This window comes from Fundicoccus sp. Sow4_H7 (genome assembly GCF_052115865.1).
Taxonomy (GTDB): Bacteria; Bacillota; Bacilli; order Lactobacillales; family Aerococcaceae; genus Fundicoccus_A.
Window position 1 is genome coordinate 100,564 of record NZ_JBQKME010000002.1, and the last position, 21,062, is coordinate 121,625.

The window sequence follows — 21,062 nt, forward strand, 5'->3', positions numbered from 1 at the left end:
AATTACCCATTTTTACCTGACAACGGACAATTCCTAATTACTTTAACTTTAGGTAATGATTTCAACTCATTAATAACCTTACTAGAAGCATGGCTAGATGTTTCTAAATTCTTTTTTACCACTTCTTTTTCAAGTTCATTATTAACTGGAATTACTACACTTCTTGTTATCACAGCCATATGGTTGCCCTCCCTTTTAAAAATATAACACTATCTATGGTTTATTATAATTTACCAATCAAATTATTGAATTGAAAGCACAACATGCGGTATTGTATCAAAAGCTACGTAATAAACACAAAAACGGATCAATCCATTTTTATGATTAAAAAAATATACTAAAGTTTAAAAAATACAGTTCATTAGATCTAATTTATTACCAAAGAATATATTTCAAAACTGCTTCACTATCTTTAGCCATGATATATGCGATTCCTTTTTAATGTGGTGGATTCACCCTATTTACACCTTCTCATGAATCAAGACTAAATATCTAAAATTCAACATAGAAAAGACACTTATAAAGGCTTTTGAAAAAAGCTCCAATATAAGTGCCTTCTTATTGATCTAAATATTTGTTTCTGTGTAGACCAACAACTAAATGAAGAACTTTTGTCCCAACACTAGGGAAAACACACCTAACTAACTACTTTGTACCTAGTGTTTGTAGATTTTTTAATATTACATTTACTTTATTATTTTTAGCTTGATGCCTTTGTACCATGTTTTCCACAACAGATTTAACTTTATCAGCAAAACCATGCTGTAGGCACTCTTTAGCATTAAATGTTTGTTCAACATTCATCCAATCGATAATCTTTTTTCTGCTAATTCCTGTTCGTTCCACATAAATATCGACTATTGACGAATCTAATGTCCTAACCATACGACCGTAATTTTCAATGTCATCAGCATTACCGTAAACCATACCACTAGCATTATGAATTAACATTGTTGTCCCTGTGTTCATAACCACTTTATTAGCACCCATACATACAATTGACCCTGCACTTGCTGCCCAACCTGTTACCTCGACAGTAATATGCTGTGGATGGTCTTTTAAATAGTTGTAGATTTCAATGCCCTGATAGGCGTCACCACCTGCACTATTTAACTTGATGATAATCGGCTGTTCGACACCTTGCAACGCTTCTCGAACCATTTCAGCACTGATATAATTATCATCTTCAAAATAGTTTTCACCTATACGACCTGACAAATATAAAATAAAAGCTTCTTCAGTCACTTCATTTCTAAATTCATACTTAATTTTCTTCACTTAGTTCCTCCTCCCTATAGCTATTTAAATAGTTTAGGGTCATATTCAGGACAAAGTTAATTTAATGATGTTTTTATCTACAAACGATTCAATGAAGATAAATTGGTTAAATAAGACAACCGTTATATACTGTAAATATATTTACTAATCAATATTTATGTATATAAACCATCTTTTTTATGCAATTAGGCGTGACACATGTAACCCCCTATCGTACGTATAGTTATTCTTTTTGTTTAGTCTCTACCCCCTCCCCGTTTCATGGTTCCCCCAAAAAGGTCAAGATGGTTTCAATGGGGGGTTTAATTCACAGCAAAAACCTCCCCCAACTATAAAAACACAATCCACACAGCTTATGTACCCCCCTTGTGTGTAGCTAAGCTAGTAGAGTAGTGTGTATAGGCTGTGTGGTGTGTACAGAGCAACGAATAATATCATAGCTAGAGCTACTGTGTGTCTCGCCCTTCTTCAGGTCACACACTTATATAGAGGTCTGGGTTACTCGTAACTGAATATAGGTGTGTAGGTCTGGCTTGCTCTAAAGGTTCTAGGGCTAAGGCTTAAGCGTGCATAGTATGGATAAGACTCAACCAAGTAAGCATGTGTATAGCTGTTCAGTAAGTTCTTACCTTCCTCCTTGATGAGAGCATGCATATACTTATCAACGTTCCCTCGCAAGTGCGACAAAACATCTGAATCGTATTCTACCGATTCAACAATCTTAATTCGTTCTTCTTCTGTCTCGTCTGGATCATCATAATAAAATGGATAAACTAATTGAAAATGTCTCTTATGAATATTCTTTGTAGTAGTAGTATGACGATAGCCATCATCTGATAAATGCTTAGTAGTTACTTGATAATAATTACCCATATCAACAGCTGATGAAACATCTGTATCAATCGGAATATATTCTCTAACATAAGTATATACCGCTGGCAATCCATAAGCTTCTCCATTAAGTTGTGCAATGTTTTTTTCGAATGCATTCATTATTTAATTCCCCCTAAAATTTCTTTAGTCACATCTGTCTTTGTATATCGATTAGAAATAGCACGGTTTCCTTGATTAGTTATAACAGGCTTTGCTAGTAATGGACTAACTTCTGGAACGTAATAGCTAACCCCTTTAAAAAGCAAGGTTAGAGGTTTGTTGTCGCTATGAAACAGATAGTTCTCATCCTGTTCAATCTTTGATAAAGCATTTAATGCTGGCTTCACTTTCTCTTTAGTATCTAAAACAATCTGTTGAATTAATTCCTGAGCTTCTTTGATGTGTTCAGACACTTTATCAGTTAACTGGTCTATTTGAATCTGTAATTCCTTTTGTTCTTCTTCAATTGTCTCTGCTAAATTAATCTCCTGTTTCAACTCATCTAAATTTTTAACGGATTTCTCATACGCTTCACTATAAAAGTTTTTATGATCTGTGCCTTGTAAATCTGTAAGTAACTCAATTCTTTTTCGTCCTGTGATATCGGATTCTTTCGCTTTTCTTAACGCTGAATAAAAACTTTCACTACTCCCTAAAAGATTGCCTGAACCTGCCTTTATTTGATTGTGTCGTGGGTCTGCAAAACGTAATGTTTCAACTTCCGCATTTCTTAATCGGTTAAATTGTTTGATAGATTTTTCATAACTCATTTTCATTAATTCCTTTCTTATTTCAACCACTTTTCAACTATTGTTTTATTAAACCATTTTATAAATTCCATTTTTTTAAATCCTTTTTCACTCACATTGAAATACCACTCATCCGCATGAATATCATCAATAGTAAAACCTGCTAAATACATCGCACCTTTAAATGCACCATTCGTTATATAAATGCTATTCTCAACTTCAAACATTTCTTTTAAATCAACTGAACTACGCTTCTTGTTTACCCGCTTAGACTTTTGTAGCGAATTACAATAATCCAATAAAACCTTTTGTTGTTTCCGATTCAAATACTGAAATGCTAAAGGGCTATCGGTAGTGATTAATGGTTCTTCTTGAACAGTACTATCTGGAACAGATAAGGTACCAAACACTTTGTACAACCTACGAACCTGCCTATTATTCATATCAGATTGACCTCCTTTCAGAAGTTCGTTGTTCTTCTTCATTAATTAGTTTTCTGTGGATGGTGACTACTTTTTTATTAGTCACATCAATTAAATCAGCTAGTTCTTTGGCAGGTATTTCTAAGTGCTTCCGTATGGCTTTAATTGTAGGTAATCGTATTTCTTTGGTTTTTTCATCAATTGAAACTAGATCTATATATTTAGCTTTAACAAACCGTAATTCGTCATCATTTAATTTTTCCAATACCTTTAGAATTTGTTCATAGTTTCTTTGTCCCCAATCCTGTTCTGCACCACCATTCAAATAAATCGGTAATTTCCTCAATATATGGTTAGTCTGCCATCCGTATTTCTTTTCCACAATCCAGTATTCCCTCCCATATTAATCAGCTGTCATATCAAAACTTGCTAATCGTTGTAATACATTTGATTCCCTTTGTTTTGAAATTGCATTCTGTTTCTTCTTTGGTTTAATTGTATTGACATACTTTCTAGGGTTGTATTTCAATCGTATGTATTGCTCTATCTCTTGTATCTCTTCATAAGTTGCAATCTCAATATCAGAAGGAACGCTGTCAGGGCTGTTTAAAGCCTGTTTCAGGGTATCCACATCAATATTAACCAAATACCTATTGAAGAGCTTTAACCTGTCCTTATGCCTTGCTATCCGTCCATCTATAGAACTTTGAACATCTGCTAATATGATAGCGTGCTGTTCAGGTGACAAGGCTTGATGGCTAGGCTCAATAGCTCTATCAAATATCGTTCCACTAGTAAACGAATGTAGATTGTAATAAGAACCTTGAAAAGATTCTTTATTTTGCAAAGCCTTTTTTATTCGGTTCTCCAATCCAAAATAATAAGTAATTGTTTCTTTAATTGCATAATGTGTTAAGTTAATCGCCTGCACCCCCATGAAATGAAATTATCAATTTATATGAACTTTTAATCACGTTACAGAATGACTATCTTACAGTAACGGGGTACCTGCTAGGCACATACGTTAACGTAACAATGTGACCTTCATCATAATGCCTATTAATGCTGGTAATCGAATAACCTTGCTTCTCTAATTTATTTATCGTCACCAGCACTTTATATGTCAATTCCCTAGAATCAAAATCTTTAATATAGGCTTTTTTCAATTGGATCACTCCTTTGCTTCAGGAAAAATAATAGGAATGGATTGTCTGATGTTTCGCTTTTCTTCAGATTCCACTTCTTGCATTTTAATGTTAAATCTCCAATTTTTTTTATCTACATCATAAACTTTAAACCCTGCTAGAAGCATAGCTCCTTTAAATTGTCCGTTCGTTACATAACTACCATGAAGATTACGCTCATAGATATGTTTTAATCCATAAGATGAAATTCTGTGATTAAACTTATTCGTTCTCTCAAAGATTAGACACCACATCAATAGATTCTCTTGCTCCTGCTTACTCAATTCAAAAAAACTGTATGGATCATCTGTTGAATTAAAGTGATTATTTTTAGGTACTACTTTTTTAATTGCATTCCAATCGATAATATTACTCATATCCCCACACTCCTTACACCTATTAGGTGATGTTCGCTTATAATTTACACGTTAGGATTTTCTAATGTGTAAGCTCTCAGCCTTACTCTCACAAGGGTTTACGGTTTTTTTACACATTACACATTAGAAATATAATTAGATATAATATATTATTTATCCTACCTATTTTTTATTTTTCTTAAAATTAATGGTTTCTAACGTGTAACGTGTAAATCTTCTTCAAAACCCATATATGCCAATGCTTTTGACCTTACACATTAGGTTACACATTAGAATTTCCTAACGTGTAACGTGTAAATCAATCAACCCTCTTAAATCCTCGTTGCCTTCTTGTTTTTCCATCTGGTGATGTTCTTTTAATATTTGTATCAACTTTCCAATTCGGAAGGTTTAACATAATCTCGTTAACTTCCCTAGCGACTGTGTTGCCTCTTAAATCACCGTCAATATCACGACCAAAGAATTCTGTTAAAATTTCTTTAGCTGTAATATCTTCTCGAATGACTAAATCTGATTGAACACCAGATTCACCACTCAAGTAACTGCGTTTTTGCTCCAATGTCATTGAATAATAATTGTGTGGAATCTCAAGGTCTAACATTTCAAGTAAAGTATCTTTTGTTATGTCAACTTCTTCAACTTCACCTCGTAAAATATCGAACGCTTTTTCGGATTCTTCACTAATTACCAATGACTCACCAATGGAATAATATTCCAATGCTTCCGCCCACAGCTGATGTACATAATCCATGGTTAAATCATTAAACACACTTAATTCAGGCTCTGCATTATCGTGAATCATAAATGGAACGAACCGCCTATTACCTGTTCTATCCTTCAAGAAGTTCTTATCATTTATCGTGGCTATAAATACCGAATGCCTTTTATAAAATTTCTCTTTCCTGCCATAAGGCATACGATACTTATCTTGTGTAGCTGTTAGGAATTTTTTCACAGCACCAACTGAATTGTTTTTCAAGAATTCTAATTCTTCCAACTCAATCAACCATCCACTATTAATGTTTAAAAGAACATCCTTATCGATACGTTCAGACAAGGAAACATAGTATTCTGAATCCATTGCTAGCTTAGTAATCGCTGTGGTTTTACCCGTTCCTTGCTTACCTCTTAAAACAATCGTGCTATCAAACTTAACCCCAGGATCATATACCCTTGCAATTGCACCTATAAACCATTTACGTGTGGCTTCTCTGTAATATGATGTGTCCTCTAGTCCAAAGAAATCAATGAAAAATGTTTCTACTCGTTCGGTTTTATCCCACTTAACAGATTCAATTAATTCCTTTATTGGATGATACTTTTTCATTACACCTAAATTATTAACTATATGAAGCATATCTCTTTGAGGTAAATCTGTGTAAATCTCGCTTACTTTTCGATACATATCAGACATGAAAAAATCATCAACGATTTCAGTCTTATCACCTATAAAATATTCAATATATTCGGTGAACTCGTTTTGAATGAGATCTACAGCAAGGCTAGCCATTTTCTCATGGTTAATGTAATTTCTAATTAGAACCAATTTAGAGGGCTTATCTTTACCCCCGTCCTTTTCTACCCACTTGACACCATTACCATCGATGAGTGTAGAACTTCCCTCACTTACTGGGGTTAAATTTTGCTTGTTAGCAATCAACTCCCACTTTCGAGAACTCCAATTGTCTTTATTTTGATTAATAGTAAGGCTGAAATTATTGTTGTTTTTACCCGTATAACCGCCTTTGAAAGATTCGTAAGCTTTATAGCTAGTAAGGAAACCGTAAGTATGTTCACCTCGTTGCTCGTCCCATTTTGGACGATATAAGGCGGATTTTCTGAACCATTCATCTACCTTATCGGGGTCTCCATTCGTCCACCACCACATCATATTAATCAATGCTTGGTCTGCAGAAGAATCATCTCCATTGTGTTGTGAAGTGTCCCCATCAAAGAATAAGGCTTTAAACTTATCACCATTTTTAGCATTACTTGCTTTTTTTGTTAGTTCTTCGATTGTAAGTGAGTTGCCTTCGGGATCAGGTATAGGTATATCATTTTTACTTTGTGTTTCATTCCCCAAATATTTGTTATGAAGTGGTTTTATTAATTCTGTTCCGTTGGGGTTTATTATATTAATGTCGCCTAATTGGTTGCCTGTAACGGTAAAATATCGAGGTGAAGTTTTATCATACATTTCCACCTGTTCTTTTCTCTTGCGACCTTGTGGTAATTCGCCCTTTATAATAAAGTGCAATCCATTATCGCTCGGAGATATTTCTGCATAGGTTTGAAGTTGGTTATAAAATTCGCCCACTATACCTGTTTCATTTCCGTTTTGAAAGGCTGTTATCTCATCTTTAATGTTATCTAAATCAACCCCAATAAAAGGAGTGTTTGTGAACACAAAACCTAATCCGTCAAATCTATGCTCGTGTTCAATGATTGTATTGAAGTCATGCCATGTATCGGGGTTAGTAGTCCTTGCCTTCGCCCCTGCACCTGCAACGGGATCATAAGGAACTTTGGTATATTTAGATTCGCCGTTCTCATCAACTTTAATATTACCGTCTGAATCTCGTTCTATTTCTCGTTTCCACACGATCCAATTAGGATAATCTTTCAATTCATCAGGTACTGCTTCATAACCTGTAATGTCTATTTTTTGTTCCACTAAATCCCCTCCTCTCTATAGTAAAATCCGTTTGAACTATTATTTATCTTTTGGTAACTCAAGTTCATCTAACTTTTCTTCAATATCTCTAGCAAAACCCCTCACAATAAAATTTAATTCAATAAGTTGCTGTAAACATCTATTCGTTTCATAAGCTAGTTCAAAAATAGCTTGTGGTTCGTTCTTTTCAAATCGAAATGCTAACTGTTCTAAAGACGCTAAAATATCATCTGTAATTGTTGTTAAAACTTTTATTTGTGAAGCGGTAACTGAAACGTTTCCTAACTCATAATCTTTTTTCATGTTTATCGTCCTTTTCATAAAATGATTTTTGTTATCTATTCAACATATTCTCTAAAAATGGTATAATATAAGTAAATACGGAAAAAACACTCGACCGTTTATTTCCAATGTTGCTTACTAAAGATTCGTGGTCTTTAGTAAGCTTTTTTCTTATTTCAACACCATTTAGACCTGCCACAACTTAGTATTAAAGCGACTGATTTCATCTGCAGTCTTTTTGTCAATTTCAACCCTAGATCTAAAATCATATTGTTCTTGGTGTAACCAACGTTCAAAATCTTCTCGATTATCGAACTCCATAACTCTTGCTTCACCGTCAAAGTAACCATTCTTATATGAAACTCCAAATATTGTTTTCATAATGTTCACCCCCTTTAAAGCAAGTGCTAATCAGTCCTTCTGTTCATCAACAAACCCTAATTTTTTTGTTGTATCACATCTTGCCATTAAACCAACAGCAACCTCATCCATCTTTCCGTATAGCGTATCAAGAGCTATAACTTTCAATTCTTCTAAACTATCTGAATCAGTTAAATCAGCTAATAAGATTTCATTACATAACAGAATTAGCTCAAGTTCCAATGTTGCAATATCATATTTAAAATCAGGTTTAACAGCATAACCTTTGTAAACTTCTTCCCAATTATTTAGTTGATAAATTCTGCGGTTTACAAAAGAATCCATGTCACTCCAAAACTGATCCGTTGCTTGTGAAAATGTCATAATTCACACTCCTTTAAATTCAACAGCTGGATACATTTTATTCATAGCTACGTTCTTCAATGAAATTTTTGTATTGATGGCTTGCTTTCCATTTGTGAGTATTTATACGTTCTGCAATATATTCCTGAATTTCGTAATCGTCCATCTCCTCTAATTCAGACGCTCCGTTTAATTCGCCTATCATCAAATGTAAATCAGTAATATCTTTAGTTAAACCTTCCATTGATTGTAGAGAAGAAAGTCTTATAACTTCCGAATCCTTCTCATAGGATTCAACCACATCTTTACTAATTTGAACCAATTCCTCGTAACGTTCGTTGATACTTCCTATAATTTGATTTCTTAGATTTTCCATATTTTTTTCTCCTTTATTGCGGTTGGGACCAATTGAACCCGACCGAGTGTTATTTTTTACCCTGCATTATGTGGTGTGTGTAATGTGGATTTTAAAATTTTAGTGCCTCAATCGCTCGTTCAACATCTTCCATACTATAAAGCTTCTGCCTTCCTACCTTTGAATAAGTAAGTAATCCCTGCTCTAACAAGTTGTTGAGTGTGTCCTGACCAATCCCGATATAGCTTTTTAATTCCGTCTCATTTAACCAACGTTTATTAGATATGCCAATATTTTCAGTCGCCTGCTTCACAGCCTGATTAGCTAATTGCAAGAATTGCTGGTAAAGCTGTTTTTCATATTCAGGCGGTAATGTTACTTGTATTTTTGGTTGTTCCAATTTAATACACCTCCCTGTTAATTCCTAGTAATTCATCTAATGAAACATTTAGGTAATCAGCTAATTTTATAACCGTCTGTAAGTTCGGATTCTTTGACCTCTCGTGAAATAAATTGAACAGAGTAGTTTTTGAGATTCCCGTATCTTCATGAACATCAGTAACAGTTTTTTGCTGATAAGCTAAAATAACCCTTAGATTATTTTTCATAAAATCACTCCTTTTTGTTATTTTTTAACAATACTCTATGATATTATCATACCATATACTATTTATATTGCAATATGAAATATTAAATAACAATGTATTACGAAAAAATAACAGTAAGCTGGTTTTTTTTACTTTTTTATAACAATGTGTGGTATATTAGTATTGGAATTACATAGAAGTGAGGTGATTAGATGATAAAAAATAACCTAGCTGTTTTAATGGCAGAACGTGGGTATTCTGCGACTGATATTTATAATGCTACAAAAATATCAAAAACTACTTTAACAAGCTTGGTTAACAACACAGGTAAAGGGGTTCAATTTGATACAATAAATACACTATGTAAGTTCTTAAAAGTTGAACCTAAAGATTTTTTCTTGTACACAAAATATGATTATGAAATAACAAATTTCAAAGAAAACGATCATCCGCAATCTATTCACGACCATAGAACAGGCGAAATAGTCTCTGTTGCAAATTTTTATGGTTTAAATATTTATTTTGATGACGGAACAATACCTTTATCTTATGAGTACACACTAGTATTATTTAATGATTATCAAAACGATTATTATAATATGATGGAACTTTCTACAGATGACTATGATTCAAGAAGTTACAGAACATTGAAAGATTTCTTTGAAAATTCACCTCAAATTTTTGTAACTGAATTTATGAATGATTTGAAAAAATACATTGAAGATAGCTCTGAAATTTATTCAAAGGAAAATAGTGAAGGAATACTAACAATCTTTGATAGAACTGTTAAATTAAATATTAAAAAAAGCTAAACTATTAATATCCCTCTCCCCTAGTCATGTGTGGTGTGTGTAATGTGGTAGAAGGGAAAAATAAAATGATTAAAGAATATTACTTAAAGGATGGTACTCGAAAATTTTATGTTTCGGTATATCTTGGTCTTGATAAAGTTGGTAAAAAGAAGCGAACTACCCTAAGAGGTTTCGACACAATAACAGAAGCAAAACTTGCTGAAGCACAACTATTGAAAAATAATCCAATTGATAAACCTAAATCAATGACATATGAAGCGGTTTATGAATTGTGGTTAAAAGATTACTCTTTAACTGTTCGTGAGAGTACTTATCAAAAGACAACAACTATTTTTCAACTGCATATACTACCTAAAATAGGTTCAGCTATTGTCTCTGAAATTAAACCGTATGATATTCAATTGTTAGTTAACGAATGGATGGATAAATTCGTAAATTATAAAGTGATGGTTCGCTACATGAATAAAGTATTCAAAAAAGCCATTCAAATGGATCTAATGAACTTTAGTCCTATTGATAAAATTGCCATGCCTAAAGCTAGTAAAGTTTCTCAAAACATCAAAGATAACTTTTACTCTAAGGAACAGCTGAACATTTTGCTATCACAATTTGAAAAAGATGACACAAAAAAATGGCTAGCAATGTTTAGATTACTAGCCTACTCTGGTATGAGACAAGGTGAACTGCTTGCTTTAACGTGGAATGACATCAGTTTTAACTATAATACTGTGGACATCAATAAGGCACTTACAAGGGGTATTAATAACTCGCTAATTATTCAACCTCCTAAAAGTAAAACATCTGAACGTGTCATCACAATAGATCAGCAAACGATAGATATATTAAAAGCATGGAAACTAGAGCAACAAAGAATATTGATGATAACGGGTCAACGTTCTGATAATCAGTTGGTGTTCTCAACTGATAAAGACAATGGATTTTTGACAACATCACAATTAAGACAAAACATCAATAGAGTTCAAACTGCTGTAAATCTTCCTAAAATAACTGTACATGGTTTAAGACACACCCATTGTTCTTTATTGTTTGAAGCTGGTGTTAAGATGGAAGTTGTAAAAGATAGACTAGGACATTCTGACATATCCACAACAATGAACGTGTATACCCATGTAACAAAAGCCAAAAAAGAAGAGACAGCGGAAACTTTTTTAAATTTTATGAACAATTAAACCTTAGGGGTAGTCAAAAGGGTAGTCAAAACGATGTAAACGTTGATATAACAACATAGTTGCGACTCTCCTCATCTCCATTATAGCTTTACTAAGGTTTCCTAACAGCTTCTAAACGCTGGTAGGAAGCCTTTTTTAATTTCTGAACTTTTCTTGCAACTGCTATAAACCATTACCAACCATTACCATTTCCATTACTGATAGAAAAAGGGTAATGGTTTTAAAACATTAATTTATATTAACTATTTCTTTTTAATATATTTTTTCACTAGTGTTGCATTAAAATTATACTATTTCATCGCATAAAAAAATCCTTTATAATGGAGTTGGATGACTTATCCAAGACCATTACAAAGGACAATAGCATGGATAAGTATAAAAAAAAAAAGACCATAAAGAAATGGTTGTCGTTTATAAATTTAGAAAAATTAAGTGGTAAATCACAAAAAGCTATTCAAAGCTTTGAATCTTACATCAAAAAATTAACCTATGATCGCGCTCTGAGGCTCTTTTTATTCGCAATTAATAATGAAACAAAGAGTTTACGCCATTTGGATAGTCAGTTGGTAAATCCAGATCTTAGAAAAACATTCGAAATGGATGAAATCAGTTATTCTCAACTTTCTCGAGCACTCAAGAAATTGGATACATCTGTGTTAATGGAAATCTTTTCCCAACTTTTATTGCTAGTACATCAGCAGACCGAAGGTCAGAAGAGTGAAAAAATATATTTAGTTGATTCAACGACCTTTTCGTTCAGTCAACCTTCCTATCCTTGGGCAAAATTTCGTAAGACAAAATCAGGTGTTAAATTGCACTTAAGTCTTTGTTTCATGGAAGACGGTTTGCTTCATCCTGAGCAATTTGGGATTTCTAACGCTGTTGAGCATGATAGTGACCATCTAGAAGTTTTCGTTAATAAACCAGAAGCTACATATGTTTTTGACCGGGGATATTTAGATTTCGATCGCTTCGATAAGATGCACTCAGACGGCTATTTTTTCGTTACCCGAATCAAGAAAAATACGATTACTCATGTCCTCGATGAATTCGAAGTAAAGAAAGATTCTGATGTTGTCAGTGACCAGCTGGTTATTTTAGGCAAGAAAAAGGACACAAATAAAGACAAACCTTTTCGAGTTATTACGATTGAAAGAAAAGGTCAATCGGATTTACGGCTTGTCACCAATAAGCTAACGCCTAAGGCGGAAGAGATTGGAAAAATGTACAAGTCGTGTTGGCAAATCGAATTCTTTTTCAAACACATCAAACAGCACATGACGATTAAGAATTACTATTCAAAATCTGAAGATGGTGTCGTTAACCAAATTATTTTAGCAATGATCGTTTATCTACTTATGCTACTCATAAAATTGGAACTTGGACTAAAACAAACCATCTTTCAAATTTTAAGAGTGTTTCGAGCAGTTCAATTTGAATCTTATGATTATTTCGTGAGAATATTCGATCCAGGATAAGTGAAAATGTTCATAAATCACTGGGGATAAAATAAAATAAGCTTAAAATTTCTGGAAAAAAGTCATCCCTTGCGCCAGCAATTAAAACTTTTTTCCATTTTACTGAAAAGTACTTGTGAATTTAAATACAATAAAATTATTGGGTGAGTATATAGTTTTATGCAACACTAGTGAAAACCTCTGTAAAATAAGTTTCTACGGACATTTCAATGTCCATAAGTGTTTGATTATTGTGTATAATTTCTACAATGTCTGTTATAATTTGATTCATAAGAAGGCCTCTTTCTGTGTTTGTGGTGAATATAGAATAGAGGTCTTCTTTCTTTTTGTCTACTAATTTTTATTAGTCTTTACGAGAAACATTATACACATAGTGAGACGTTTCCTAAACACTTCTCTTTACTATAAATCCGTTGTGTTTTGTACCTATTTTCAGTAATCTATTACAGAACAAATCCGAGTGTTTTTCGTATTAACTGTAAATGAGTCATGTGAATTTCTCATGGTTTGTTTGGTAACTAAATCATAGGCGTTCATTGATCTTTTTTCATTTCAAAAGCAAAAATGGTGACAATTAATCAAAATTAGCCCATCAATACCATCTATTATAGAAACAATTTGACAAACAAAAAAGGAACACGCAACTGTACTTTGTAAATTCGCAGTTACTTGTTCCTTTTCATCTATATTGTATTAGTCTTCCTCTTCATCGTGGTAATCATCATCTTCTAGGGCTTCTTTTCCTAAAAAGGCTTGCAACATCCAGATTTTTGTATCTAAGTCATCTTTAAATTCAATTAGCGTATCCTCAAAGACAACATTCTCTTCTTCTTGCGCCAAGTGAATGGCACGAATCGTTAATTCACGAGTTTCTCTGAAATCATCGATGATATTGTCAACCATTTCTTCGGCTTTTATATATTTATCTGCTGGATCTTCTGATAGCATAGAATACTCGACAAGCTCTTTGGTTGTAGAAGCTGGTTTATATCCTGAAGCTAGCAGTTGTTCAGATAAACGGTCAAACCATTTTTCATTATCAATATATAGTTCCTCAAATTTTTCATGTAAAGTAAAGAAGTGAGGTCCCTTTACATACCAATGATACTGATGTAACTTTACATGTAGTGTGTGAATATTCCCTAAAAGATGGTCTGTAATGGCTGCTGCATTTATTTTCGTATGATGCACATGATCTTTATATTCTTGTTCTTCTTTTAATCTTTCTTGTGGTGTTTTTTCTGACATGATTCATTCCTCCATTATTTTTTTGATTTTTTAAGTAAACCTACGCGGCTTTTACATGCGATCTTTTTACGCCATAACCTAAGTCTTGGATAGCTTTTTCTATGTCTTCAATTGATACAGTGTCGTCGAAGTATACTTTTACACGGCTTGCATTGAACATCACTTTCAAGCTGTCTTTATCCACACCGTTTAAGTTACCAACACCATTTTCGATTTTTTGTAGACATGATGGACAAGTTAACGTTTCTAATTGAATATTTGCTTTTTGCATGATACATTCTCCTTTGAATTTTTATTTGTTCTTTATTCATTCGATTTACCTTATTGACACCTATAGTATATCAGCTATACAAGCTTTTAATCTTGATCTACATCAATTTAACGAGGTATTTTGTATTTCAATATTTTCATTTCTTACCTCTTATGCATCTATTCTAATCGACGACTAGATAGATTGAATTGATGTAGATCAAGAATTAGTATTAATCTCCTAATTGTTTCTGAAATTTGTTCGACTATATTATATTGGAAATTCTACCGTAATCTATTTTGTTTTTATTGTATTTTTTATGCATGAACCTCTTTTGCGTTCGCCGTTTCTACATCAGTTCCTTAGAGTCTGTATCGCAATAGTCTCATACCGTTCACAATTACCACTAAGATACTCGCTTCATGAACTAACATCCCGATTGACATGTTCATCCAGTCACTAAAGAATACACTGGCTAGTAAGACTAATACAAATCCGACTGCGATTACAATATTTTGTGTCATGTTGCTTGAAGTTTTTTGCGTTAAACCTAATGCATGTGGTAAGCGGCTCATATCTGAGTTCATTAAAACAACATCTGATGTCTCAATTGCGACGTCTGTTCCACCACCCATTGCGATTCCAATATCTGCCATCGCGAGGGATGGGCTAACGTTAACGCCATCTCCAACAAATGCAACGGTTTGACCTTTTTCTTGTAGTTCTTTCGAGTAAGCTGATTTATCTTCTGGTAGTAAGTTTCCATGTGCTTCAGTTAAGCCTAATTCTTCTGCGACCAAGTCTACTGTTCCTTTGTTATCTCCAGAAAGAACGATTAAGTTTTTGACACCTAAATCTTTCATCGCTTGTAAATCTTGTTTAACCCCTGGACGGACTTGGTCACGAATCCCCATTAAAGCTTTCAGTTCACCATCAACTGCTGTAATGACTAAGGAGTTTCCTCTTTTTTCGTAAGCTGCAAAATCTTCTTGCGCTTCTTTACTTAACTGTACATTTTCTTTTTCCATTAAAGCGACGTTCCCTACTGCTACACGGTGTCCATCTACTTGGGCAACGATTCCGCCACCTTTGACAACATCAGTATCTTCCACTGGCGATAAGTCAATATCCCCTAATGTTGATAGCACTGCTTTTGCGAGTGGATGGTCGGATTCATTCTCTACACTTACTAGGTAGCTTATTGCTTGGTCTGCTTCCCCATATGTTTTTGATTCTGCATCTTCTGGGTTCCCTACTGTTAAAGTTCCTGTTTTATCAAATAAAATTGTATCTACTTTACTAAAGTCTTGAATTACTTCTGATCTCTTTAGTAGTACACCGTTTCGAGCACCATTTCCGATTCCCGCAACGTTTGATACCGGGACTCCGATTACTAATGCGCCTGGACATCCTAATACTAAAATCGTAATGGCCAGTTCAATATTTTGTGAAAAGACCCATACGATAAAGGCTAGGACCAATACAGCTGGTGTATACCACTGTGAGAATCGGTCAATGAAGCATTCGGCTTCCGATTTTGAGTCTGGTGCTTCTTCAACAAGTTCAATAATCTTCCCAAAGGTTGTGTCTTCTCCGACACGATCTGCCCGGATTTGAATGGTTCCACTCTCTAAAATTGTTCCTGCGAACACTTCTCTTTTCGAACAGGATCGGCTTCCCCTGTAATGCTTGCTTCGTTAATATGTCCTTCCCCTGTTACAACCGTTCCATCAACTGGTACTTTTCCACCGGTACGAACTTGTAGAATATCACCTTCGTCCACATCCCACACATCGACTTCTTCAAATTCGCCATTGTCCATTTGTTTAAACGCGACTTCTGGCGCCATTTCTGTCAGTTCTTTAATAGCTGAACGAGTTGAGTCTAATGTACGCGCTTCTAACCAGCTACCGAATAAGAATAAGAAGGTAACGATTGCTGACTCTTCATAGTTTTGAATGAGAAAAGCACCAATAACTGCGATAGTCACTAATACATCAATACTGACCACTTTTACTTTTAAAGCACTAATTGCTTGTAGAGCAATTGGGGCAATCCCTAAAATTGAAGCGATAATTAATGCGACGTTGAAAATTTACATATTGTCAAAGCCTAATCTTGCGATAAATCCTATAACGATTAAAATTCCTGAGATAAGTGTGATTTTATTTTACTGCTTGATATTTTTTGCTGAAAACCCATTTCTTTCTCCTCCTAGTTTGTACTTGTTGACTACAGTATACTCTGCACTTTTTCATTTAAAATTGCCCCCAATCAACTTTTATACGTTTTTATATTTCCTTTGCTGAATATCCAATCTCTTCAATCTTATGAAGAATTTCTTCTTCTGATATTTTATTCTCTTCAAATACTACTCTTGCTTTGCTTCTATCAAATAAAATTTTAATTGTTTCTATCCCCGTTAATTCATTTACATTGTCTATGATTTTTTGCATACAAGATGGACAGGTCAATTTTTCTAATTGCAACGTTATCGTCGTCATCTTCTCTCTTCTTTATTTTTTTAGTCATTACTCTGAATGTTTTGATTACACAGTTAGTATAGACCGAATATTTTGTTTGCGAATTGATTTATATCAATCTTTTACATTCATTTAAACATTCGAAGAAAAAAATCACTATCCGTTAAGATAGCAACTCTTTTTCTTTTATGCACCATGTTCATCTTGTAGAATCTCAAGCTTTTGAAGGACAGTATCTATACTATTGGGATCTAAATTCGAATCATCAAATTCCGCTCCATGCCCTTGAATCAGCATATTTAATTTCGGCTGCAAGCCAGTAATATCATGCGCTGCTTCTGGTATCTCACAGTTATGCGCGACTAACAAAGCGTCTGTTTTTTCGTGAAAAGTATCTAAAGAGTCTAAAGCCATATTAGAATCATCAAATGTTAAACCATGGTCTTCCAGTGAAAAATTGAATTTTCCATTTATGTCATTTGCTATATTTTTGTCCATTTCTATAAATCCTCCGCATTTGTATTTTTGTTACATCTACAGTCTACAAGAGGTAACCGCTGTAATAATTGATGCGTATCAATAAACTGTGTTATTATTAGAAATACTTTGAATGTATAGACACCGTTCTAAAACAAAATTTAAATTTGAATATAACTAAAGATACAATGGTTGAAAGTTTAGATGTAAACGGATATACGTACTTTAGGATATTATCGTACAGCGGTGCTCGAAAATCAGAAATACTAGCTCTTAAATGGTCGGATATTGATTTTGATACATCTACACTCAACATTAGTAAAACACTCACTAGGGGTTTAAACAACAAGATTATTGTGCAACCTACGAAGACAGTGAACGGTCGAAGAGTAATTGATATGGATTATGCCTTGATGAAGCTTTTAAAACAGTGGAAGATATATCAGGCTCAATTCATGCTGAAACTTGGTTTTAATACGAATACACCCGATCAGTATATTTTTGCGAATACGAGAAATAATTTCTATTCAATTAATGTTCCCAATGACCGTATGAGAAATGTGCAAAAGCGTAATGGTCTTAAATAAATTACAGTTCATGGGTTACGACACACACATAGTAGTATCCTCTTCTCTATGGGAGCTTCAATAAAAGATGTTCAGGATCGCCTAGGACACACAGATATCCAAACAACGATGAATATCTATGCTCACGTTAAAAAAGAAGAAAAGAAAGACACAGCAGATAAGTTTGCGAAGTTTATGGATAATTAAACTAGATTTATTGGAGAAAATGAGGTGAACAAGATGGATAATGATAACGAGCAGAGAAAAGAACTTCTAAAAGGAAAGGGATTTGTCTACTCTGGTGTATTTATTTTGTTAGTGATTATAACTATCATAATTATAATAGGCTTTTTATCTCTTTTGTATATAAGCTTTCGTAATTCTTAATCGTAAATATCCGTGCTCACGTTAAAAAAGAAGAAAAGAAAGATACAGCAGATAAATTTGCTAAGTTTAAGGAAAATTAAGGAGTTAGAAAATGCAGCATACTATGGGACTTTTTGAATCGTCTTTTAAGTCAATAAAATCTGGTAAAAAAACTGTTGAGGTAAGATTGAATGATGAAAAAAGAAGAAAAATAAGTATAGGTGATTCAATAATATTTACAAAAGTACCAAAAAGCAATGAAAATTTAACTGTAGAAGTTGTTGAATTAAGAGAATTCACAACATTCAAAGAAATGTATGAACGTATACCCGCAAAGGACTTTGATACGGTAGGAGATCCTATCGATTTAATGGTACAGCAAACTTATGAAATATACAGTGCTAATCAAGAAAATGAATGGGGCACTTTAGCAATTACTGTTAAATTATTAGAAGCAAATACGAATAGCCTCTAAATAAAAAAGGTTAAATTAAAACCATTACCATTTTTGGAGTAGTAATAAAAATGGTAATGGTTGGTAACGGTTGGTAATGGTTTATAGCAATTGTAAGCAAAGCTTTAGAATTAAAAAAGGCTTCCTATCAGCGTTTAGAAGCTGTTAGGAAACCTTAGTAAAGCTATAATGGAGTTGAGGGGGCTCATCTGTCCCCTTTCACATCAAAGTTTATAGTTCTATGGTAATGGTTTTAGTAATGGTTTAGACTAAATCTTCACGCATACGCCTATGTTTTATGAAGAAAAGGCCTTAACAACACTTTAGGATTTCTATTCGATCTACGTATAATTTATGCTACATAGTTATAAAGTTAACCAAGCACAGACACTAAGTTTTTATAATCCATGAAACTATATTCAATTATAATCCTGAATTATTCATAGTTCTAGTTTTTGTTCTTTATTTCTGGAAATCTGTCTATTTTCCTTGTTTCTTCACACAATATAGAATACTCGCTGGTTTATTTTTGTTGCTGTGAACAGGTATTTAAAAACTGAATCGTTTTGACCTGTTTTTGAGCGCACGAATCCCTTGATATTGAGTTGAATTTTAAATTTTAGTCGACCTATCTTTTTACCAACTGAGCTGCTGAATTTTATCTAACAAATAGTAAAATAACTGTTGAAACACATGGGAAAAACTTGTTTTTAGACGTAATTTCCGAGCGTTTCTCACTAATTTCCCTGCCACCTTCAATAATCGAAGGCGCAGTGTATTGATTTGGAAAGCTGCTTCTCTAGCTGGAAGACAGAGGGTTTTCATAAAATTGACGATGTTATATGCCAATAGACTGACCATCATACGCGCATAGTTCTCTAAGAAATCAGAGCTGTCTGTCTTATCCAAATAAAATCCGTTCTTTGCTTCCTTGATGAAGTTTTCCATCGTCCCTCGTTTATGATAAAGCTCGAACAGAGTGTGAGCTGAATGCGTACCAGAGAGATTCGTAATTAAATATTCATGCCGAAACACGAGTGCGTCCGCCTCTCTGGTAGATTTGATACAAACCCGTCGCTCTTTCGACCAGCTCTTTGCTTGGTAAGAGGTGGAAAAGTAATGAATCTCTCGTTCTTCCCAAGCGTGATCATCATCTATAAAGACGTTCGACTCAGCTAACTTTTCTAGATTCTTATTGGCTTTTAAGCGAATGACATAGAAGCTGTCGTTGGCCTCACAGCTGTCATAGACGTCTGGGGTCGCAAAGCCGCTATCTCCCCGGACAAGAATTTCTGTACAAGGAAGTGTTTGGTGATAATGTGTCAGGATGGGTTCCAAAAATTCTTTGACTCCCTTAGAAGTATACACATTGACAGAACGAAGTTCTGCTTTCAAAAAATCACCTGTGAGGCCATCAAAAGCAACCAATGGATGATAACCAGTTGTTCCGTAGTGGGCATTATAATGAGCTGCCTCCTGCTTGCCGAAAGTATCTGAATGAGTGGAATCCAAATCAATCACTAGCTCGGTTGAATGTCGTTCTAAACGCACTTTGTCGATTAACGCTTGATTCAGTGCTTGAAATTGAGTAATCGTCTCTTCGCTCACTCGGTCCCAAAACCGTGAAAGTGAAGCTTGCGAGGCGACGATCTCTTTTTCTAGCACTAACTGGAAAATAGGGTCGTCTTTCAACAGATTGGCAGAAGCATCCGTCGAATAGCCCGCAATAAGTTGAAAAAGTAATTGCTCCAGGATAGAAATATTATCATGAAGGTAGTAATGCCGTGTGTCATGGAAAGTGAGTTGCTCCTTTGCCAGTTCTGAAAAATTAATCGACTGCATAAATTCTTTAATCAGTATTAAGCCAGTATCCGTGGAGAGATTTCCACCTGTGTTTGTTACAGTGAGTTTAGAGTTGAATTTTGATCGTTTTTCATGTAATGTAGCCATTGAGAGAACCCCTTTCTTTGGTTGAGCTTTGTCACTTTAACATATCAGATTGGGGTTCTTTTTGAACACCTAAATGGTGTGGAAAAACAAACAAGATTAAGGCGTTACAATGCGCTTTCAGAGACTTTGTAGAAAAACTATGAATTTTTCAGGTAACATAAAGCATGTCCGTAATACCGCAGGTATTAAGAATCGCACAAACCCTTTACAATATTTGTACCAACACACCGTTTGGACTGAAAAGAAATTCAACAAAGCAGCCAAGGCATTGAGATTATCGGCGC

General features: G+C 34.1%; 24 protein-coding genes and 2 pseudogenes. 5 read left to right on the top strand and 21 right to left on the bottom strand.

All coding sequences use genetic code 11. The annotated features are described in order from the left end of the window. Positions 1–2 precede the first annotated feature (2 nt). From ACTQ54_RS03145 to ACTQ54_RS03215, 15 genes are all read right to left on the bottom strand, one after another. Positions 3–179 carry a hypothetical protein gene (locus ACTQ54_RS03145; RefSeq protein WP_441754587.1) on the bottom strand — a complete coding sequence of 59 codons (177 nt, stop codon included), beginning with the start codon at positions 177–179 and terminating at the stop codon, positions 3–5. A gap of 466 nt (positions 180–645) precedes the next feature. Further along, positions 646–1,278: a head maturation protease, ClpP-related gene (locus ACTQ54_RS03150; RefSeq protein WP_441754589.1), complete on the bottom strand. Its 633-nt coding sequence runs from the start codon at positions 1,276–1,278 to the stop codon at positions 646–648. Between the two features lie 498 nt (positions 1,279–1,776). Further along, positions 1,777–2,271, bottom strand: a complete 495-nt coding sequence (locus ACTQ54_RS03155; protein WP_441754591.1) for a hypothetical protein — start codon at positions 2,269–2,271, stop codon at positions 1,777–1,779. Beyond that, complete coding sequence (locus tag ACTQ54_RS03160) at positions 2,271–2,921, bottom strand: hypothetical protein (protein WP_441754593.1); 651 nt, start codon at positions 2,919–2,921, stop codon at positions 2,271–2,273. Before ACTQ54_RS03160 ends, ACTQ54_RS03155 begins: the two co-directional genes overlap by 1 nt. A gap of 17 nt (positions 2,922–2,938) precedes the next feature. After that, positions 2,939–3,343 carry a hypothetical protein gene (locus tag ACTQ54_RS03165; RefSeq protein ID WP_441754595.1) on the bottom strand — a complete coding sequence of 135 codons (405 nt, stop codon included), beginning with the start codon at positions 3,341–3,343 and terminating at the stop codon, positions 2,939–2,941. Between the two features lies 1 nt (position 3,344). Then, positions 3,345–3,704, bottom strand: coding sequence for a hypothetical protein (locus ACTQ54_RS03170; RefSeq protein WP_441754597.1), 360 nt, complete (start codon positions 3,702–3,704; stop codon positions 3,345–3,347). Positions 3,705–3,725: 21 nt separating this feature from the next. Further along, positions 3,726–4,253: a hypothetical protein gene (locus tag ACTQ54_RS03175; RefSeq protein WP_441754599.1), complete on the bottom strand. Its 528-nt coding sequence runs from the start codon at positions 4,251–4,253 to the stop codon at positions 3,726–3,728. A gap of 240 nt (positions 4,254–4,493) precedes the next feature. Beyond that, on the bottom strand, positions 4,494–4,883 hold the full coding sequence (locus tag ACTQ54_RS03180; protein WP_441754601.1) for a hypothetical protein: 390 nt from the start codon (positions 4,881–4,883) through the stop codon (positions 4,494–4,496). A gap of 298 nt (positions 4,884–5,181) precedes the next feature. Further along, positions 5,182–7,557, bottom strand: coding sequence for a phage NrS-1 polymerase family protein (locus ACTQ54_RS03185; protein ID WP_441754603.1), 2,376 nt, complete (start codon positions 7,555–7,557; stop codon positions 5,182–5,184). A 39-nt stretch (positions 7,558–7,596) separates the two neighbouring features. Beyond that, positions 7,597–7,860: a hypothetical protein gene (locus tag ACTQ54_RS03190; RefSeq protein ID WP_441754605.1), complete on the bottom strand. Its 264-nt coding sequence runs from the start codon at positions 7,858–7,860 to the stop codon at positions 7,597–7,599. A 165-nt stretch (positions 7,861–8,025) separates the two neighbouring features. Further along, the gene (locus ACTQ54_RS03195; protein WP_441754607.1) at positions 8,026–8,220 is read right to left on the bottom strand and encodes a hypothetical protein; all 195 of its coding nucleotides are present in this window, start codon (positions 8,218–8,220) and stop codon (positions 8,026–8,028) included. A 30-nt stretch (positions 8,221–8,250) separates the two neighbouring features. Next, positions 8,251–8,583 carry a hypothetical protein gene (locus ACTQ54_RS03200; RefSeq protein WP_441754609.1) on the bottom strand — a complete coding sequence of 111 codons (333 nt, stop codon included), beginning with the start codon at positions 8,581–8,583 and terminating at the stop codon, positions 8,251–8,253. 37 nt (positions 8,584–8,620) lie between these two features. Beyond that, positions 8,621–8,938, bottom strand: a complete 318-nt coding sequence (locus ACTQ54_RS03205) for a hypothetical protein (RefSeq protein ID WP_441754610.1) — start codon at positions 8,936–8,938, stop codon at positions 8,621–8,623. Between the two features lie 91 nt (positions 8,939–9,029). Next, the gene (locus ACTQ54_RS03210; protein WP_441754612.1) at positions 9,030–9,317 is read right to left on the bottom strand and encodes a helix-turn-helix domain-containing protein; all 288 of its coding nucleotides are present in this window, start codon (positions 9,315–9,317) and stop codon (positions 9,030–9,032) included. Position 9,318: 1 nt separating this feature from the next. Then, entirely contained in the window at positions 9,319–9,525 is a 207-nt protein-coding gene (locus ACTQ54_RS03215) for a helix-turn-helix domain-containing protein (protein ID WP_441754614.1), read from the bottom strand. A gap of 191 nt (positions 9,526–9,716) precedes the next feature. Between ACTQ54_RS03215 and ACTQ54_RS03220 the strand changes: the two genes are divergently transcribed. From ACTQ54_RS03220 to ACTQ54_RS03230, 3 genes are all read left to right on the top strand, one after another. Continuing rightward, positions 9,717–10,316 carry a helix-turn-helix domain-containing protein gene (locus ACTQ54_RS03220; protein WP_441754616.1) on the top strand — a complete coding sequence of 200 codons (600 nt, stop codon included), beginning with the start codon at positions 9,717–9,719 and terminating at the stop codon, positions 10,314–10,316. 65 nt (positions 10,317–10,381) lie between these two features. Next, on the top strand, positions 10,382–11,506 hold the full coding sequence (locus tag ACTQ54_RS03225) for a tyrosine-type recombinase/integrase (RefSeq protein WP_441754618.1): 1,125 nt from the start codon (positions 10,382–10,384) through the stop codon (positions 11,504–11,506). A gap of 365 nt (positions 11,507–11,871) precedes the next feature. Beyond that, positions 11,872–12,984 carry an IS4 family transposase gene (locus ACTQ54_RS03230; RefSeq protein WP_441754620.1) on the top strand — a complete coding sequence of 371 codons (1,113 nt, stop codon included), beginning with the start codon at positions 11,872–11,874 and terminating at the stop codon, positions 12,982–12,984. A gap of 693 nt (positions 12,985–13,677) precedes the next feature. Here ACTQ54_RS03230 and ACTQ54_RS03235 read toward each other — a convergent pair. The 5 genes and pseudogenes from ACTQ54_RS03235 to ACTQ54_RS03255 all read right to left on the bottom strand — a co-directional run bounded on the left by ACTQ54_RS03235 (position 13,678) and on the right by ACTQ54_RS03255 (position 17,463). After that, on the bottom strand, positions 13,678–14,232 hold the full coding sequence (locus ACTQ54_RS03235; RefSeq protein WP_441754622.1) for a Dps family protein: 555 nt from the start codon (positions 14,230–14,232) through the stop codon (positions 13,678–13,680). Positions 14,233–14,272: 40 nt separating this feature from the next. After that, positions 14,273–14,503 carry a heavy-metal-associated domain-containing protein gene (locus ACTQ54_RS03240; RefSeq protein WP_441754624.1) on the bottom strand — a complete coding sequence of 77 codons (231 nt, stop codon included), beginning with the start codon at positions 14,501–14,503 and terminating at the stop codon, positions 14,273–14,275. 341 nt (positions 14,504–14,844) lie between these two features. Then, positions 14,845–16,646: pseudogene (locus tag ACTQ54_RS03245) on the bottom strand (heavy metal translocating P-type ATPase). Positions 16,647–16,773: 127 nt separating this feature from the next. Beyond that, on the bottom strand, positions 16,774–16,986 hold the full coding sequence (locus ACTQ54_RS03250) for a heavy-metal-associated domain-containing protein (RefSeq protein ID WP_441754626.1): 213 nt from the start codon (positions 16,984–16,986) through the stop codon (positions 16,774–16,776). A 165-nt stretch (positions 16,987–17,151) separates the two neighbouring features. Continuing rightward, positions 17,152–17,463, bottom strand: a complete 312-nt coding sequence (locus ACTQ54_RS03255) for a hypothetical protein (RefSeq protein ID WP_441754628.1) — start codon at positions 17,461–17,463, stop codon at positions 17,152–17,154. A gap of 167 nt (positions 17,464–17,630) precedes the next feature. Between ACTQ54_RS03255 and ACTQ54_RS03260 the strand changes: the two are divergent. After that, positions 17,631–18,215, top strand: a pseudogene (locus ACTQ54_RS03260) (site-specific integrase). 271 nt (positions 18,216–18,486) lie between these two features. Next, the gene (locus tag ACTQ54_RS03265; RefSeq protein ID WP_441754629.1) at positions 18,487–18,849 is read left to right on the top strand and encodes an ASCH domain-containing protein; all 363 of its coding nucleotides are present in this window, start codon (positions 18,487–18,489) and stop codon (positions 18,847–18,849) included. 615 nt (positions 18,850–19,464) lie between these two features. Here ACTQ54_RS03265 and ACTQ54_RS03270 read toward each other — a convergent pair. Continuing rightward, positions 19,465–20,778 carry an IS1380 family transposase gene (locus ACTQ54_RS03270; protein ID WP_441754631.1) on the bottom strand — a complete coding sequence of 438 codons (1,314 nt, stop codon included), beginning with the start codon at positions 20,776–20,778 and terminating at the stop codon, positions 19,465–19,467. Positions 20,779–21,062 lie beyond the last annotated feature (284 nt).